Origin of the sequence: Enterobacter cloacae (genome assembly GCF_013375935.1) — a bacterium.
In the GTDB taxonomy this organism is placed as follows: domain Bacteria; phylum Pseudomonadota; class Gammaproteobacteria; order Enterobacterales; family Enterobacteriaceae; genus Enterobacter; species Enterobacter pasteurii.
The window spans coordinates 1,585,307-1,601,578 of sequence record NZ_CP056117.1 but is presented as its reverse complement, the minus strand read 5'-3'; the positions used below and the strand labels follow the sequence as shown (position 1 = coordinate 1,601,578).

Genomic DNA, 16,272 nt, shown 5'->3' with positions numbered 1-16,272 from the left:
CCCTCGCCCCAACCCTCTCCCTGTGGGAGAGGGTGCAAACACTAAAAACGGTAACGGCTGTTACCGTTTTGCTTCCACCATGGCCTTAAACACCTCTGCCACCGCAACCGCCCCCGGATCCATCACGCCGTCCAGATTCTCTTTGTTCACATACGACGAGCGCCCCGCACCGGCTTTCTCCATTTTCGCCGTTGACTCCGCCCCCTGCTGCGCGGCCTGCGCTGCTGCCTGAACATCGCCTTTCTGCAACGCCTCAAGCGCCGGCTGCAGCGCGTCGATCAGCGTGCGATCGCCGAGATCTGCCCCGCCATACTGCTTCATTTGCGCCAGCCCGCTCAGCAGCGCATCCGCAAGCGATTGTCCGTCATGAAGCTTTTGCCCGGCCGCCGTGAAGAAGATCGACATTAATACGCCGCTCGATCCGCCCATTACGGTTGCCAGCCGTTCGCCCACCAGCAGGAGTAACGTCGATACCTCGTTAAGAGGAAGGGCGTTCTCCTCAAGACGCTGCGCAATATCCCGCGCGCCTTGCGCAAAGGTAGAGCCGGTATCGCCATCGCCGACTTTCGCATCCAGCGCATTCAGGCGGTTTTCCAGCTGGCTCAGCGTTTTCGTTACCGCGGAAACGTATGCCCGCACCTGCGGATTGTCCGACGGGGCGTATTCCACGCGGTCGTGGATGGCGCTATGCGGGACGGTACGCAGCGGCGCAAACGCGACGGGTTTCTGCCAGCCCAGCGTTTCTACCTCGGAGCGGATCGCCTTTTCGAAGTAATCGTTAAGCTTCAGCAGCGTCAGCGAAAAGCCTTTCATATCCAGCGCGCTGACCAGCGGCGCGGGGCCAATCAGCCACGCAATCTCGTCTTTCAGCGCCGAGTGCGCCAGCTCTTTGGTCAGCAAAGCCATCTCCAGCGCCGACACGCCGCCGAGGTTATTGATCAGTACCGCAAAGCGCCCCGTTCCCGCCTGGGCCTTCAGCGGCGTAATTAACGTGTCGATAATCGCCCTGCTGTTCTGCGTATCCACCACGGATGCCCCAGGCTCGCCGTGAATGCCCAGCCCCAGCTCCACATGGCCCTGTTTGATCCTTCCTTCTTCTTCATCGCTACCCGGCAGGTTGCAGGTTTGCATCGCCACCCCCAGGCTCCAGAGGTTATCGCAGGCCTGTTGCGCAATATCCCGCACTTCGCTTAATGACTTCCCCTGTTCTGCCGCGTACCCGGCAATCTTGTGCACCAGCGCGGTTCCCGCGATGCCGCGCGGCTGCCTGTTGTCCGGCAGGGCGATGTCATCCGCCACGATAACCATCTCCACCTTCAGGCCGTAGCGTTTGGCTTTTTCAGCGGCCAGACCAAAGTTAAGACGGTCGCCGGTATAGTTTTTCACAATCAGCAGGCAGCCACGGTCGCCCGTGACCGCAACGATGGCGTTCAGCACCGCATCCACGCTCGGAGAGGCGAACAGATCGCCACACACTGCCGCCGTAAGCATCCCTTTACCGACGAATCCCGCATGCGCCGGTTCGTGACCGGAACCACCGCCGGAGATGACCGCTACGCGGCTTTTATCCCAGTCGCCGCGCGCCACTACGCGGATGGCCGGATCGATATCAAGTTTGACGAGATTACCGTGCGGCGCGGAGAGGAGTATGCCTTCAATGGCATCGTTGACAAGCTGTTTGCGGTCGTTAAAAAAGAATCTGGACATAGTTTCCCAAAAATTTGTTTACCGTATGCAAAAGCATAGTCCGCACTGGATAATGCGCCGCAAAGTAAGGAATTTACGCAGACATTTCGCCGTCAGGTTGCCTATACTCCACCCAGGACTAAGAGAGGACGTGCATCATGAGTACACCATTGTTAATCGCCAGGACGCTGGAAAAAGAGCTGTTTTTACTGCCCGCAATGGCAAACCGTCATGGCCTGATCACAGGCGCAACCGGGACGGGGAAAACCGTCACCCTGCAAAAGCTGGCGGAGTCATTGTCGGAGACTGGCGTACCGGTCTTTATGGCTGACGTGAAGGGCGATTTAACCGGGGTGGCTCAGGCGGGTACGGCGTCGGAAAAACTGCTCGAACGCCTGAAAAACATCGGCGTTACGGACTGGACGCCGCACGGCAATCCGGTAGTGCTATGGGATATCTTTGGTGAAAAAGGTCACCCGGTGCGTGCCACCGTCTCCGATCTCGGTCCGCTGCTGCTGGCCCGTCTCCTGAACCTCAACGACGTGCAGTCCGGCGTGCTGAATATTATCTTCCGCATTGCCGATGACCAGGGTCTGCTGCTGCTCGATTTCAAAGACCTGCGGGCCATTACCCAGTATATCGGCGATAACGCTAAATCGTTCCAGAACCAGTACGGCAATATCAGCAGCGCCTCAGTCGGCGCCATTCAGCGTGGGTTACTGACGCTGGAGCAGCAGGGTGCCGAGCACTTCTTCGGCGAGCCCATGCTGGACATCAAAGACTGGATGCGCACCGACAGCAGCGGCAAAGGCATCATCAATATCCTGAGCGCAGAGAAGCTCTACCAGATGCCGAAGCTTTACGCTGCCAGCCTGCTGTGGATGCTCTCCGAGCTCTATGAGCAACTGCCTGAGGCAGGCGATCTTGAGAAGCCAAAACTGGTGTTCTTCTTTGACGAAGCGCACCTGCTGTTCAACGATGCGCCGCAGGTGTTGCTGGACAAAATTGAGCAGGTTATTCGCCTGATCCGTTCCAAAGGCGTCGGTGTCTGGTTTGTGTCGCAAAACCCGTCCGATATTCCTGACAACGTGCTGGGACAGCTGGGTAACCGGGTGCAGCACGCCCTTCGCGCCTATACTCCCAAAGATCAGAAAGCCGTCAAAGCCGCCGCTCAAACCATGCGCGCCAATCCGGCGTTTGATACCGAAGCCGAGATTCAGGCGCTGGGCACCGGTGAAGCGTTGGTTTCCTTCCTGGACGCGAAGGGCAGCCCAACCGTTGTGGAACGTGCGATGGTGATAGCACCCTGTTCACGCATGGGCCCGGTCACTGATGACGAACGCAACGGCCTGATTAACCACTCCCCCGTTTACGGAAAGTATGAAGACGAGGTGGATCGCGAATCCGTGTTTGAGATGCTGCAAAAAGGGGTGCAGGCAACTACAGATGCCCAGGATGCTCCCGCGGCCAAAGGGCAGTCTGTCGCCGTGGATGACGGCATTCTCGGCGGGCTAAAAGATATTCTGTTTGGCACCACCGGACCGCGCGGCGGCAAGCGCGATGGCGTGGTGCAAACCATGGCGAAGAGCGCAGCGCGGCAGGTCACGAATCAGATTGTGCGCGGCATGCTGGGAAGCCTGTTAGGCGGCCGTCGACGGTAGACGAGGAACCCACGGCCTTCCCAGCGCCGACCCCTGCACGCCGTGCTCATGCAGATAGCGGTCGATCTCTACCATTCCCGTCCAGCGGTTCTCGCACCAGAGCGGTGCCAGCAGCGTTGGGCGGCGCGCGCTGGCTGAGAGTCGGTGGTAAACAACCTCCGGCGGCGTGTGGCGAATCATCTCCCCCGCCGTCGCGGTATAGTCGTCGAGCTCAATGCCGCTTAAGCGCCCCGCTTCCCACGCTTTCGCCATTATGCTGCCCTTCACGATATGCAGCGGATGCAGCTTGATACCGTCCACGCCTGTCTCAACGACTTTTTCCAGCGTCTCAAGGCCGTGCTGCTGCCCTTCGCCGGGCAAGCCGACTATCAGATGCGAGCAGACTTTTAGCCCACGCGCGCGGGCGAGGCGCGTGGTACGCTGGTAGCAGGCAAAATCATGGCCGCGATTAATACGGTGCAGGGTTTTGTCGTGCGCGCTCTGCAGGCCCAGCTCCAGCCAAATCTCGTAGCCCTGCTCTTTATATTCGCTGAGTAAATCCAGCACCGCGTCGGGCACGCAGTCCGGGCGCGTACCGACGCACAGCCCGACAATGTTCGCCTGAGCAACCGCCTGCTGATACATCGAACGCAGCACCTGCACTTCCGCCCATGTGCTGGTATAGGCCTGGAAATAGGCCAGATACCGCTTTGCACGGTTTACAAGGCTGGCCTGATGCGCGAGCTGCTCCGCGATGGATTTATGCTGCTGGGCCTCGTCCGCAAACGAGGCCACGTTGCAGAACGTACAGCCGCCACGTCCGATGGTGCCATCGCGGTTCGGACAGCTAAAGCCGCCGTGCAGCGTCAGCTTATGAACCTTTTGCCCATAGCGCTGCAAAAGATCCCCACCAAACATATTGACTAATTTCTGTAACTGCATAATCTGATAGACCGTCCCGAAGAAAGGGGACAAGCCTGCCATTTTTAGCCTCCGTCGGCGATGACCTGGATCAATCGCCCTGGACGGCCTTTATCTATATGAATAAATAATCACGATAACCGAGATTTAATTCACCCAGCGCGTAATTACTTTTCCTTATGTTCTGATTGTTTTTTTCATTTATAGCGCCAACACTGAAAAACAGTGATTTTATGCGGGCCCGAACAGATCACCAGCGTATTATTCTGCTATAAATCAGCATTTCAGCACGCTACATCGATAATACCGCTTTCATACAGTGAGTCAGATCACACTCTTCAGTCGCTTCCCAACGCTTTCGGTGCTTGTAAAAATAGTTAAATATCTTTTTAAATCAATATAATAAATACTCTTTAGCACAATTTTGTATAAATAAGATTGCCATTTGACCTGTGTACCAATTCCCGATAAGTTGGAAATCCGCTGGAAGCTTTCTGGATGAGCGGCCTGCTCATCATATTTATGCAGTAATTGAGATTCCCTCTGAAGCAAGTCCTCAAACTTGTTTACCTGCGCGAAAGGATGAAAAAGAGGGCGAATGCGAGGTCCGCGTATGAAACGCCAGCCCCGTCGCCACGCTCTTTCTGTGCCTGTGCGCCACGGTTACGTTCAGTGGGAAGCCCGACGAGCCTGGGGAGGTTCACTGATATGTTGTACGATAAATCCCTTGAGAAGGATAACTGTGGTTTCGGCCTGATCGCCCACATAGAAGGCGAACCTAGCCACAAGGTGGTGCGTACCGCTATTCACGCACTGGCCCGTATGCAGCACCGTGGCGCCATCCTTGCCGATGGTAAAACCGGCGACGGTTGCGGCCTGCTGCTGCAAAAACCCGATCGTTTCTTCCGCATCGTGGCGGAAGAGCGCGGCTGGCGTTTAGCCAAAAACTACGCTGTCGGCATGCTGTTCCTGAATCAGGATCCTGAAAAAGCGGCCGCCTCACGCCGCATCGTCGAAGAAGAACTTCAGCGTGAAACCCTGTCCATTGTCGGCTGGCGCGATGTGCCAACTAACGAAGGGGTACTCGGTGAAATCGCCCTCTCCTCGCTGCCTCGTATTGAACAGATTTTTGTTAACGCGCCTGCGGGCTGGCGTCCGCGTGATATGGAACGCCGTCTGTTCATCGCCCGCCGCCGCATTGAAAAACGTCTTCAGGACGATAAAGAGTTCTACGTCTGTAGCCTCTCGAACCTGGTGAACATCTATAAAGGTCTGTGTATGCCGGCCGATCTGCCGCGCTTCTACCTGGACCTGGCGGACCTGCGTCTGGAATCGGCCATTTGCCTGTTCCACCAGCGCTTCTCCACAAACACCGTACCTCGCTGGCCGCTGGCTCAGCCGTTCCGCTATCTGGCGCACAACGGCGAAATCAACACCATCACCGGTAACCGCCAGTGGGCCCGTGCCCGTACCTATAAGTTCCAGACCCCGCTGATCCCGGACCTGCACGATGCCGCGCCGTTCGTGAACGAAACCGGCTCTGACTCCAGCTCCATGGATAACATGCTGGAGCTGCTGCTGGCAGGCGGGATGGACATCGTGCGCGCGATGCGTCTGCTGGTGCCACCGGCCTGGCAGAATAACCCGGACATGGATCCGGAGCTGCGCGCGTTCTTCGACTTTAACTCCATGCACATGGAGCCGTGGGACGGTCCGGCGGGCATCGTCATGTCCGACGGTCGCTTCGCTGCCTGTAACCTGGACCGTAACGGCCTGCGTCCGGCGCGCTACGTGATCACCAAAGATAAGCTCATCACCTGCGCCTCTGAAGTGGGGATCTGGGATTACCAGCCTGACGAAGTGGTTGAAAAAGGCCGCGTCGGTCCGGGCGAGCTGATGGTTATCGATACCCGCGGCGGCCGTATTCTGCACTCTGCGGAAACCGATAACGATCTGAAAAGCCGTCATCCATACAAAGAGTGGATGGCGAAAAACGTGCGTCGCCTGGTGCCGTTTGAAGATCTGCCGGACGAAGAGGTGGGCAGCCGTGAAATGGACGATGATACGCTTGCGAGCTTCCAGAAGCAGTTCAACTACAGCGCGGAAGAGCTGGACTCGGTTATCCGCGTTCTGGGTGAAAACGGCCAGGAAGCGGTCGGCTCCATGGGTGACGATACCCCGTTTGCCGTGCTTTCAAGCCAGCCGCGTATTATTTACGACTACTTCCGCCAGCAGTTTGCGCAGGTAACCAACCCGCCGATCGATCCGCTGCGTGAAGCCCACGTCATGTCGCTGGCCACCAGCATCGGCCGCGAAATGAACGTCTTCTGCGAAGCCGAAGGCCAGGCGCACCGTCTGACCTTTAAGTCGCCGATCCTGCTCTACTCTGACTTCAAACAGCTCACTACCATGACCGAGGAGCACTACCGTGCCGACACGCTCGACATTACGTTCGACGTGACCGAAACCAGCCTCGAAGAGACGGTAAACGCGCTGTGCGACAAAGCCGAACAGATGGTACGTAACGGTACCGTTCTGCTGGTGCTGTCCGATCGCAATATCGCAAAAAATCGTCTGCCGGTGCCTGCGCCAATGGCGGTAGGCGCTATCCAGACGCGTCTGGTGGATAAGAGCCTGCGCTGCGACGCCAACATTATCGTGGAAACCGCGAGCGCCCGAGATCCGCACCACTTTGCCGTGCTGTTAGGCTTTGGCGCCACGGCGATCTACCCGTACCTGGCCTACGAAACGCTGGCCCGCCTGGTGGATACCCGCGCCATCGATAAAGACTACCGCGCGGTGATGCTGAACTACCGTAACGGCATCAACAAAGGCCTGTACAAGATCATGTCCAAAATGGGCATCTCGACCATTGCCTCCTACCGCTGCTCGAAGCTGTTTGAAGCGGTGGGTCTGCATGACGATGTGGCCAACCTCTGCTTCCAGGGCGTGATCAGCCGTATCGGCGGCGCCGGTTTTGCTGACTTCCAGCAGGATCTGGTGAACCTGTCTAAACGCGCCTGGCTGGCACGCAAGCCGCTGGATCAGGGCGGTCTGCTGAAATACGTTCACGGCGGCGAGTATCACGCCTACAACCCGGACGTGGTGCGCACGCTGCAGCAGGCGGTGCAGAGCGGCGAATACAGCGATTATCAGCAGTACGCTGAGCTGGTAAACAACCGTCCGGCGGCGACGCTGCGCGATCTCATTGCCCTGAACCCGGGTGACGAGGCTGTCAGCATCGACGACGTTGAGCCTGCCTCTGAGCTGTTTAAACGCTTCGATACCGCGGCGATGTCAATCGGCGCCCTGAGCCCGGAAGCCCACGAAGCGCTGGCGGAAGCCATGAACAGCATCGGCGGCAACTCGAACTCCGGCGAAGGTGGTGAAGATCCGGCGCGTTACGGCACCAACAAAGTGTCGCGTATCAAGCAGGTGGCATCCGGTCGCTTTGGCGTAACGCCTGCGTACCTGGTTAACGCCGACGTCATTCAGATTAAAGTCGCTCAGGGTGCTAAACCGGGCGAAGGCGGCCAGCTGCCGGGTGATAAAGTCACCCCGTACATCGCCAAACTGCGCTACTCGGTACCGGGCGTGACGCTGATCTCTCCGCCGCCGCACCACGATATTTACTCTATCGAGGATCTGGCGCAGCTGATTTTCGACCTGAAGCAGGTCAACCCGAAAGCGATGATCTCCGTGAAGCTGGTTTCCGAGCCGGGCGTCGGCACCATTGCGACCGGCGTAGCAAAAGCCTATGCGGATCTGATCACCATTGCTGGCTACGACGGTGGTACCGGCGCAAGCCCGCTCTCCTCCGTGAAATACGCGGGTTGCCCGTGGGAGCTTGGTCTGGTGGAAACCCAGCAGGCGCTGGTCGCTAACGGCCTGCGTCACAAGATCCGTCTGCAGGTGGACGGCGGCCTGAAAACCGGCCTCGACATCATCAAGGCAGCGATTCTGGGCGCGGAAAGCTTCGGCTTCGGTACCGGCCCGATGGTCGCGCTCGGCTGTAAATACCTGCGTATTTGCCACCTGAACAACTGCGCAACCGGCGTTGCAACCCAGGACGAGAAGCTGCGTAAGAACCACTATCACGGCCTGCCGTTCAAGGTGACCAACTACTTTGACTTCATCGCCCGTGAAACCCGCGAGCTGATGGCACAGCTGGGCGTGAAGCGTCTGGTGGATCTGATCGGCCGTACCGACCTGCTGAAAGAGCTGAAAGGCTTCACGGCGAAGCAGCAGAAGCTTGAGCTGAGCAAGCTGCTGGAAACCGCGCAGCCGCACCCAGGCAAAGCGGTCTACTGCACCGAGAAAAACCCGCCGTTCGACAACGGCGTGCTGAACGCGCAGCTGCTGCAGCAGGCAAAGCCGTATGTTGACGAGAAGCAGAGCAAAACGTTCTGGTTTGATATCCGCAATACCGACCGCTCCGTGGGCGCATCGCTCTCCGGCTACATCGCGCAAACGCACGGCGATCAGGGGCTGGCAGCGGATCCGATCACCGCGCACTTCAGCGGTACGGCGGGTCAGAGCTTCGGCGCGTGGAACGCCGGCGGCGTTGAGCTTATCCTTACCGGCGATGCCAACGACTACGTCGGTAAAGGCATGGCGGGCGGTCTGCTGGCGGTGCGTCCTCCGGTCGGTTCGGCATTCCGCAGTCACGAGGCCAGCATCATCGGTAACACCTGTCTGTACGGCGCAACCGGCGGTCGCCTGTTTGCCGCGGGCCGCGCGGGCGAACGTTTTGCGGTGCGTAACTCCGGTGCTATCACCGTGGTGGAAGGCATTGGCGATAACGGCTGTGAATACATGACGGGCGGAATTGTGTGCGTCCTGGGTAAAACCGGCGTGAACTTCGGCGCTGGCATGACGGGCGGTTTTGCATACGTCCTGGATGAAGACGGTGAGTTCCGCAAACGCGTGAACCCGGAACTGGTGGAAGTGCTGGACGTTGATACGCTGGCCATCCACGAAGAACATCTGCGCGGTTTGATTACCGAACACGTGCAGCATACCGGTTCTTCGCGCGGCGAAGAGATCCTGGCGAACTGGCCGGCGTTCTCAGCGAAATTCGCGCTGGTTAAGCCGAAGTCCAGCGATGTTAAAGCCCTGTTGGGTCACCGTAGTCGTAGCGCAGCAGAGCTGCGCGTGCAGGCGCAGTAAGGAATTCAGATGAGCCAGAACGTATACCAGTTTATCGACCTGCAGCGTGTTGATCCGCCAAAGAAACCGCTGAAGATCCGTAAAATTGAATTTGTAGAAATCTACGAGCCGTTTTCAGAAGGCCAGGCCAAAGCGCAGGCAGACCGCTGCCTGTCCTGCGGTAACCCTTACTGTGAATGGAAATGTCCGGTACATAACTACATCCCGAACTGGCTGAAGCTGGCTAACGAAGGACGTATTTTCGAAGCCGCCGAGCTCTCTCACCAGACTAACACCCTGCCGGAAGTGTGCGGCCGCGTGTGTCCGCAGGACCGTCTGTGTGAAGGCTCCTGTACGCTGAACGACGAGTTTGGCGCGGTGACCATCGGTAATATTGAGCGCTATATCAACGATAAAGCGTTTGAGATGGGCTGGCGCCCGGATATGACCGGCGTGCGTCAAACCGACAAGCGCGTGGCGATTATCGGTGCAGGCCCTGCTGGCCTGGCCTGCGCGGACGTCCTGACCCGTAACGGCGTGAAGGCGGTGGTCTTTGACCGTCATCCGGAGATCGGCGGTCTGCTGACCTTCGGTATCCCGGCCTTCAAGCTGGAGAAAGAGGTGATGACCCGCCGCCGTGAAATCTTTACCGGCATGGGCATCGAGTTCAAGCTGAACGTGGAAGTGGGCCGCGACGTGCAGCTCGACGATCTGCTGAAGGATTACGACGCCGTGTTCCTCGGCGTGGGCACCTATCAGTCGATGCGCGGCGGTCTGGAAAACGAAGAGGCACCAGGCGTGTATGATGCCCTGCCGTTCCTTATCGCCAACACTAAGCAAATCATGGGCTACGGCGAAACTGCCGACGAGCCGTTCGTCAGCATGGAAGGCAAACGCGTGGTGGTGCTGGGCGGCGGTGATACCGCAATGGACTGCGTGCGTACCTCCATTCGTCAGAATGCGGCACACGTGATCTGCGCCTATCGTCGTGACGAAGAGAACATGCCGGGCTCTAAACGCGAAGTGAAGAACGCGCGTGAAGAGGGCGTCGAGTTCCAGTTCAACATCCAGCCTCTCGGTATTGAAGTGAATGCTAACGGCAAAGTAAGCGGCGTGAAGATGGCGCGTACCGAGATGGGCGCGCCGGATGCAAAAGGCCGTCGTCGCGCGGAGATCGTCGCAGGCTCCGAACATGTGATCCCGGCCGATGCCGTGGTAATGGCGTTCGGTTTCCGTCCTCACAGCATGGAGTGGCTGGCGAAGCACAGCGTTGAGCTGGATTCACAGGGCCGCATTATTGCGCCAGAAGGCAGCGACAATGCGTTCCAGACCAGCAATCCAAAAATCTTCGCCGGTGGAGATATCGTTCGCGGGTCTGACCTTGTGGTAACGGCGATTGCCGAAGGTCGTAAAGCGGCTGACGGTATTCTGAACTACCTGGAAGTGTAATAAAAAAGCCCGGTGATAAGCCGGGCTTTTTTTTTGGATTATTTCTTAAGAAGCTGCCACGCCAGGTCAGTCTCGAGCGCGGTTTGATCCGCAATATGGCTAAACGCGCTGTCATTCAGCACCGGGAAAATGGTTACGGTAAAATTCATTTGCTGTCCAACGGGAACCTGACCGTTCTCAACCGCCACGACGGCCTCGTTATTGCGGATAAACAGTGATGATCCACTATCATTATCCGGCGTAAAGTTCACCTGATCCGTTGTTTTCCCTACGCTGTAGCTTTTACCATCAAGCGTCAGGTTGCTGACTTTAATCGCCACACCGCCGTTCTGACCGAACTGAAAACGCCCTTTCTGGCCAGAAGCCCCCTGCAACAGGGTCGCCATCTGCTGCTTTTCCGGGCAATAAACGCTGACGTTAATGTCTTTTTCCGGCATTTTGTTCCAGCTTTGCTGACTGGAAATGATGTTGTCACGCCGCATCTGATGGTAATCCACAATCTGCTGAGAGAGCGTTAACTGGCACTCTTCAGCATAAGAAAGCCCTGGTAAAGCAAGCAGCAATAGCGCAGCCAGACGTTGAAGGTTCATCGACATACTCCGTTCACTTCCTCATAAAACGCGTCTTCGTCATGCTTTTCAGGAAGTGCGAACTCAAGCCTGCACAGACGTTGGTTGTCATCATTGATGGCATACAGTGCAGCGACCCGGTCGGCATCGTTCAGGAAGACATGCCCGTCATCAACGACCGTCACTATGTAGTTATCTTTGTCATCCACTACGGACAGCCCCTTCGTCAGCGGCTTACCGTCCGCCTGTTTGATGCGTAACATCACGCGGCGGCTGTTCAGTACCTTGAAGCTCACTTCGCTTACCGAACCATGTGCAGCAGCAATATATTTGGTACCGTTTGCCAGGGTCATGCTTTGCGGTAACTTGTTCGCGTCTACTTCGATGCGCGAGTTACGCCACTCCGTCAAACCAGGAATAACAGCCTGACCCCAGCGGTCGGTCCAGACGGTACCCTGCGGCGTGGTGATTTCCACACCCGCTTTCGGCTCGCTCAGTCTGGCAATCGCGAAGGTATCCTTGATGGAATACGGCGAGAAGGTGACGCCGTCTTTATGCATTGCAATGCCGCCGGACAGGGTGGCACTGTAGTTACGCTGGTTATCACCGCTGGTTCCCCCACCTACGCTCAGCTGGGTGTAATGCAGGTTGGTATTGACGTTACCGTTAAAACTGTTTTCCTTCGTTTCCTGGTCACGATCGGCAGAAATATAGTAGTTGGTGTCACTACCCAGCGAGCCGCTGTTTGCCAGGCCGTAGCTGGTGCTGTCGCCCTGCTTGCGCATATAGGAGCTCAGGCTCTGCGAACCGCCTAACGGAATGCTGAGGTTGATGTAGAGCAGATCGTCGTCCTGGTCATCATCGGTGCTGCCCACTGCGCTTTGCCAGTTCACGTTGATCGAAGCGTATTTGAAGGTTTTCCCCCATGTAAGCAGTAAATAGCGAGAATCCTCGCCCTCTCCTGCCGCCTGGTTGTAGCTCAGACCAGCACTAAAAGCCCCGGCAAGCTGAGTAGACCAACGCACGTTGCCCGAATAACTGTTGTCGTAACCCTCGTAATCATCGTCCATCGCATCCGCCAGTTCGCGGTAATCACCGCTGTAGTGCGCCACGCTGGCAGACAGGCCTACGTTCTCGGTCAGCGAGTAATCGCTCTGTAATTCGTTTTTGATACCGTTATCGCTGTCACCAAAGTGCGCCTTGCTGGCGGCCATGCTGGTGGAGACGTTCCAGCCATCGGTGACCATAAACTCCGTGCGCGCCCCTGCCGCCTGGTAATCCTCCGCCACCACGCCGGAGGCAAGGAGGTTCATCCAGGGGAAAATTCGCCAGCCATCGGATACGTTGAACACCAGCGGATCGCTGTAGTCGCTGTCAATGTCGCGTACCTGGCCTGCCGAAACGGTCAGCCCGTTTGGTCTTGACAGGTTTCGCGCTTTTACGGATGCGGCGGGAACAATGTAGTGGTTGCTCGAACCGTCAGACTCGACAACGGTGACGTCCAGATCGACGTTATTGCGCACCATGGGCACATCATCAAGGGTAAACGGTCCCGCTGGCACCAGGGTGTTAAAGATAAGCCGTCCATTCTGGCGAACCTCAACGCGCGCCTGGGAGGTACGGGCAATACCGGATACGCTCACCCCGGTACTGTCTTTCTGTAAACCGCTGGTCGGCATTAACTGCACACCCGTGATGGGAATGCCGCTTAGCACATCTGACATGGCGTTAACTTCCCCCACCTGCATGGTCAGGCGCTGGGGAACAAATACATGTTCGGCGTAAGTGTAAATACTCTCTGCGTTTCGGTTGCCGTCATCGTCCGTCAGGATATAGCGGCTGCGCAGAGACCAGTCCATCGCGTTAAATCCCGCCTCCAGGCTTGCCTGTGAGTAACGGTTACTGCTGCCATCGCTGCCGCTGTAGTCGCTTTTGGTGCTGAATAACGAGTAGTTAAGCATGCCTGCCGTGCCGCCATGCTGGAAGTTTTTCACATCAGCGCTCAGGCTGTTAAGCGCTTCCGGTGGCAGATAAAGCTCGACCGTCTCCTGGTTTGGCAAAGGGTTAATCACCGCCTGAGCATAATCGCTGCGAAGATCGTGGCAGGTTTCGTTTGCCTTTATGGGAACCGGCATGAGGCCAGCGAATTCCAGGAAGTCGTTATCAACGCACATCGTACCGTCTTCACTGAAGCGTACGGCTGCCGTTCCGCGATTGTTGCCGTTCACTTTGACCGAAACGGAGTGCGTCCCCGGTAAAAAGCGTGGGGCTTCAGCAAAGTAGCGGTTCAGATCGGTGCCCAGCCCACGGGATTTGAGGATATCGGTATCAAACGTTACCTCCCTCGCGTGGAGGGAGGGGGCATCAAGAAGCATCAGAGGTATTGCGCTATAAATCACAGCGCGCACAAAAAGTGCAAGTTGGCTTTTTTTACGCACTGCCATAATCCTTTATTTATTCAGATCCGCAATAAAACTGGGGACTTCAACGCCATAGCGGCTGGCAGGGAAAAATTTCACTTTGTTATTGCCGCTGACGGATTTACCCATCGAAACCGTCATGGTTTCGCCAGGTAAAATGTAGGTTTTAGCCAGCACGCCGCTGATACCCGATGGTTGCAGCACCACGTTCTGGGCCAGGCGTACAACATACTTACTCGGGTTTTTTACCGTGACGGAGGTGCCGGAGGCGGTCCAGTCGAGGAACTTCCAGGCATCGGTCACCACTGCCAGCTTCGCCGGGCGAATCAGCACGGGAAGGTCCTGACGAATATTGATGCCAATTTTCACTTTGTTGTCATCGCTCTTCGGCGGGATACCTTCAAAGGTCACACGCTTGTAGTGCTCAACGTCTAGCGGTTTGCTGGTTTGCAGGATGAAGCGCAATTGCTGAGTCTGACCGGGTTCGAGTCGCACCACGGGCTGAGTGGTGACGAGTTTGAGGCCCTTGTCATCTGGCAGATCCACCACGTCGGTGTACAACAGCGAAGGATGGCTGTCGGTATTTTTAACGTTGATGGTGCCGCTGTGGGTCGCTTCATCAATAACCAGCAGACTGGTTTCTGGAACCATGCCTGCGGCGTGCGCAGCAAACTGTGCCGTGAATAAGGCGGCTACGGCGAGCGTTTTAAATAAAACATTTTTAGAGCATGTCATAGGTATATTCCTTGAAAGCACTACTTAACACTCCGTGTTTATGGCGCTTCTTTATGAGAGAAAAAGCTTTCCCTCTGCATTAAATTTAACTCACTTTAAATTCGAAGGGATTAGAGATATTTAAGGCTAATCGTTAGCTGGCCATCCAGTCGGGTATCATCGGTAATGGCAAGCGTTGCGGTATTTTGAATAGCCAGAGACGTTACCAGCGGAAATGTTGCTGTCTGAAAAGCGAGCGGGTCAACAGTTCCTGATAATGCGACGGTAATATTGCGATTATTTTCGCCCTGGCTGGAGCCGTCAGTACTTTTAGCCCAGGTTGATGAACCATTCTGCTGATATATGGGATCCACCGATTTGCCGTCTGCAGTAATGCTGTTCACCTTCATGAACATGGCATAAGAGCCAATGTTTACCGTGCCCGCTTTTCCGACACCGTAGGTCTGGTTAATTGCACTCTGCGCGCCTCCCGTGAATGTCCCGGCAGACACGGTTAAACCCGCGTTAGAATCGGCTCGATCGTCTATCATATTCCAGGCAACTTTTGTTGCTGCCGTGCAGGTAATAGTAAGATCGATATTCCTTTGACCAAGCTGGTTAACGGTTGTAGATGACAATTCACCTAAGCGGATGTTGCCGTAGTCCACCACACCGCCATTGCTAAATTCGGGGGTACAGGCCGAGCTCGTCAGCGTACCTTTGATTTTCAGTATCGCGGTTTCAGAGGCAAACGTCGAATTTACGCAAAGGAAGAATGTTGCTGCCAATAGAATCTTTTTCATGAGTTAATCCTTAACTTATGAGATATAGCCAATACAATATCGACGTAAACCATCCCTGCCTGTCGTTATCATCCCCTATGCAGAAAGCATGCCGCGATAATATAGAAATCTTAAATACATGCAATTTAGGTTTATTAATTATTCTTTTTAGATTTTCTCAAACAATAGGTAGGATATATAAAAAAGCACCCTCAAGCTCTTTATAGCCCATTTTTATTCATAATATTTATTGATTAAGCGAGCTTATAAAGATTATATCTTTATTCCATCACCTCTCTTATATGGAATAATGCATTGCATTGTCTTAATTTTCAACAAACCTATACATGATAAAAATACTCTCCCAACGGGTAACGTACTGTCTTTATCCATAAAAAAATCCAGCCGACTGACGAGGGCTGGATTTTATAAGGGATGAGTCGTTATTTTACCACTCTGAGAGCAGGACGCCCCCCCGCGTGGCGGCGGATCGTCATCCGGATCGTTATCATCCTGAGTATCGGGTTTGTCACCGTCAATAACGGACATCACCGTGTCGCTTTCGCGCGCCTCGGCTGCATCGTCATCGTTCAGGCTGGCAACGTCTTCATCGTACGCCGCTTCCGGCTCAAACATGGTGCCTGCACCGTTTTCACGGGCGTAGATAGCCAGTACCGCGGCCAGCGGTACGGAAACCTGACGCGGCACGCCGCCGAAACGCGCGTTAAAGCGCACTTCGTCGTTTGCCAGCTCGAGGTTACCGACGGCGCGTGGCGCAATATTCAGTACAATCTGTCCGTCGCGTGCGTATTCCATTGGAACCAGCACGCCCGGCAACGTCACATCCACAACCAGGTGCGGCGTGAGCTGGTTATCCAGCAGCCATTCATAGAAGGCGCGCAGCAGATACGGACGGCGTGGTGAAAGTTGTGACATTTCCACA

The 16,272-nt window shown here is 55.9% G+C and carries 9 protein-coding genes and 1 pseudogene; 3 read left to right on the top strand and 7 right to left on the bottom strand.

Annotation, left to right across the window (positions count from 1 at the left end; genetic code table 11):
- Nucleotides 1-60: 60 nt before the first annotated feature.
- The gene (locus HWQ14_RS07565) at nt 61-1,707 is read right to left on the bottom strand and encodes a glycerone kinase (protein ID WP_148422348.1); all 1,647 of its coding nucleotides are present in this window, start codon (nt 1,705-1,707) and stop codon (nt 61-63) included.
- 137 nt (nt 1,708-1,844) lie between these two features.
- Between HWQ14_RS07565 and HWQ14_RS07560 the strand changes: the two genes are divergently transcribed.
- The gene (locus HWQ14_RS07560) at nt 1,845-3,347 is read left to right on the top strand and encodes a helicase HerA-like C-terminal domain-containing protein (protein WP_176609374.1); all 1,503 of its coding nucleotides are present in this window, start codon (nt 1,845-1,847) and stop codon (nt 3,345-3,347) included.
- Here HWQ14_RS07560 and HWQ14_RS07555 read toward each other — a convergent pair.
- Nucleotides 3,327-4,268: a TIGR01212 family radical SAM protein gene (locus tag HWQ14_RS07555; protein ID WP_176611165.1), complete on the bottom strand. Its 942-nt coding sequence runs from the start codon at nt 4,266-4,268 to the stop codon at nt 3,327-3,329. The two genes, HWQ14_RS07560 and HWQ14_RS07555, sit on opposite strands and share 21 nt — an antisense overlap.
- 687 nt (nt 4,269-4,955) lie before the next feature.
- Between HWQ14_RS07555 and gltB the strand changes: the two genes are divergently transcribed.
- Both gltB and gltD read left to right on the top strand, forming a co-directional pair.
- Complete coding sequence (gltB, locus tag HWQ14_RS07550) at nt 4,956-9,416, top strand: glutamate synthase large subunit (RefSeq protein WP_176609373.1); 4,461 nt, start codon at nt 4,956-4,958, stop codon at nt 9,414-9,416.
- A 9-nt stretch (nt 9,417-9,425) separates the two neighbouring features.
- Entirely contained in the window at nt 9,426-10,844 is a 1,419-nt protein-coding gene (gltD, locus tag HWQ14_RS07545; protein ID WP_176609372.1) for a glutamate synthase subunit GltD, read from the top strand.
- A 38-nt stretch (nt 10,845-10,882) separates the two neighbouring features.
- Here gltD and HWQ14_RS07540 read toward each other — a convergent pair whose 3' ends face one another.
- From HWQ14_RS07540 to sspB, 5 genes and pseudogenes are all read right to left on the bottom strand, one after another.
- Nucleotides 10,883-11,434 carry a hypothetical protein gene (locus HWQ14_RS07540; protein ID WP_148422344.1) on the bottom strand — a complete coding sequence of 184 codons (552 nt, stop codon included), beginning with the start codon at nt 11,432-11,434 and terminating at the stop codon, nt 10,883-10,885.
- On the bottom strand, nt 11,431-13,857 hold the full coding sequence (locus HWQ14_RS07535; protein ID WP_176609371.1) for a fimbrial biogenesis outer membrane usher protein: 2,427 nt from the start codon (nt 13,855-13,857) through the stop codon (nt 11,431-11,433). The genes HWQ14_RS07540 and HWQ14_RS07535 overlap by 4 nt, the downstream gene beginning before the upstream one ends.
- 6 nt (nt 13,858-13,863) lie before the next feature.
- Nucleotides 13,864-14,568 (bottom strand): fimbria/pilus chaperone family protein, encoded by a 705-nt coding sequence (locus tag HWQ14_RS07530; RefSeq protein WP_176609370.1) that lies wholly within the window; start codon nt 14,566-14,568, stop codon nt 13,864-13,866.
- Nucleotides 14,569-14,678: 110 nt separating this feature from the next.
- Nucleotides 14,679-15,350, bottom strand: a complete 672-nt coding sequence (locus HWQ14_RS07525) for a DUF1120 domain-containing protein (protein ID WP_176609369.1) — start codon at nt 15,348-15,350, stop codon at nt 14,679-14,681.
- Between the two features lie 422 nt (nt 15,351-15,772).
- Nucleotides 15,773-16,271 (bottom strand): annotated as a pseudogene (gene sspB, locus HWQ14_RS07520) (ClpXP protease specificity-enhancing factor).
- Between the last annotated feature and the right edge of the window lies 1 nt (nt 16,272).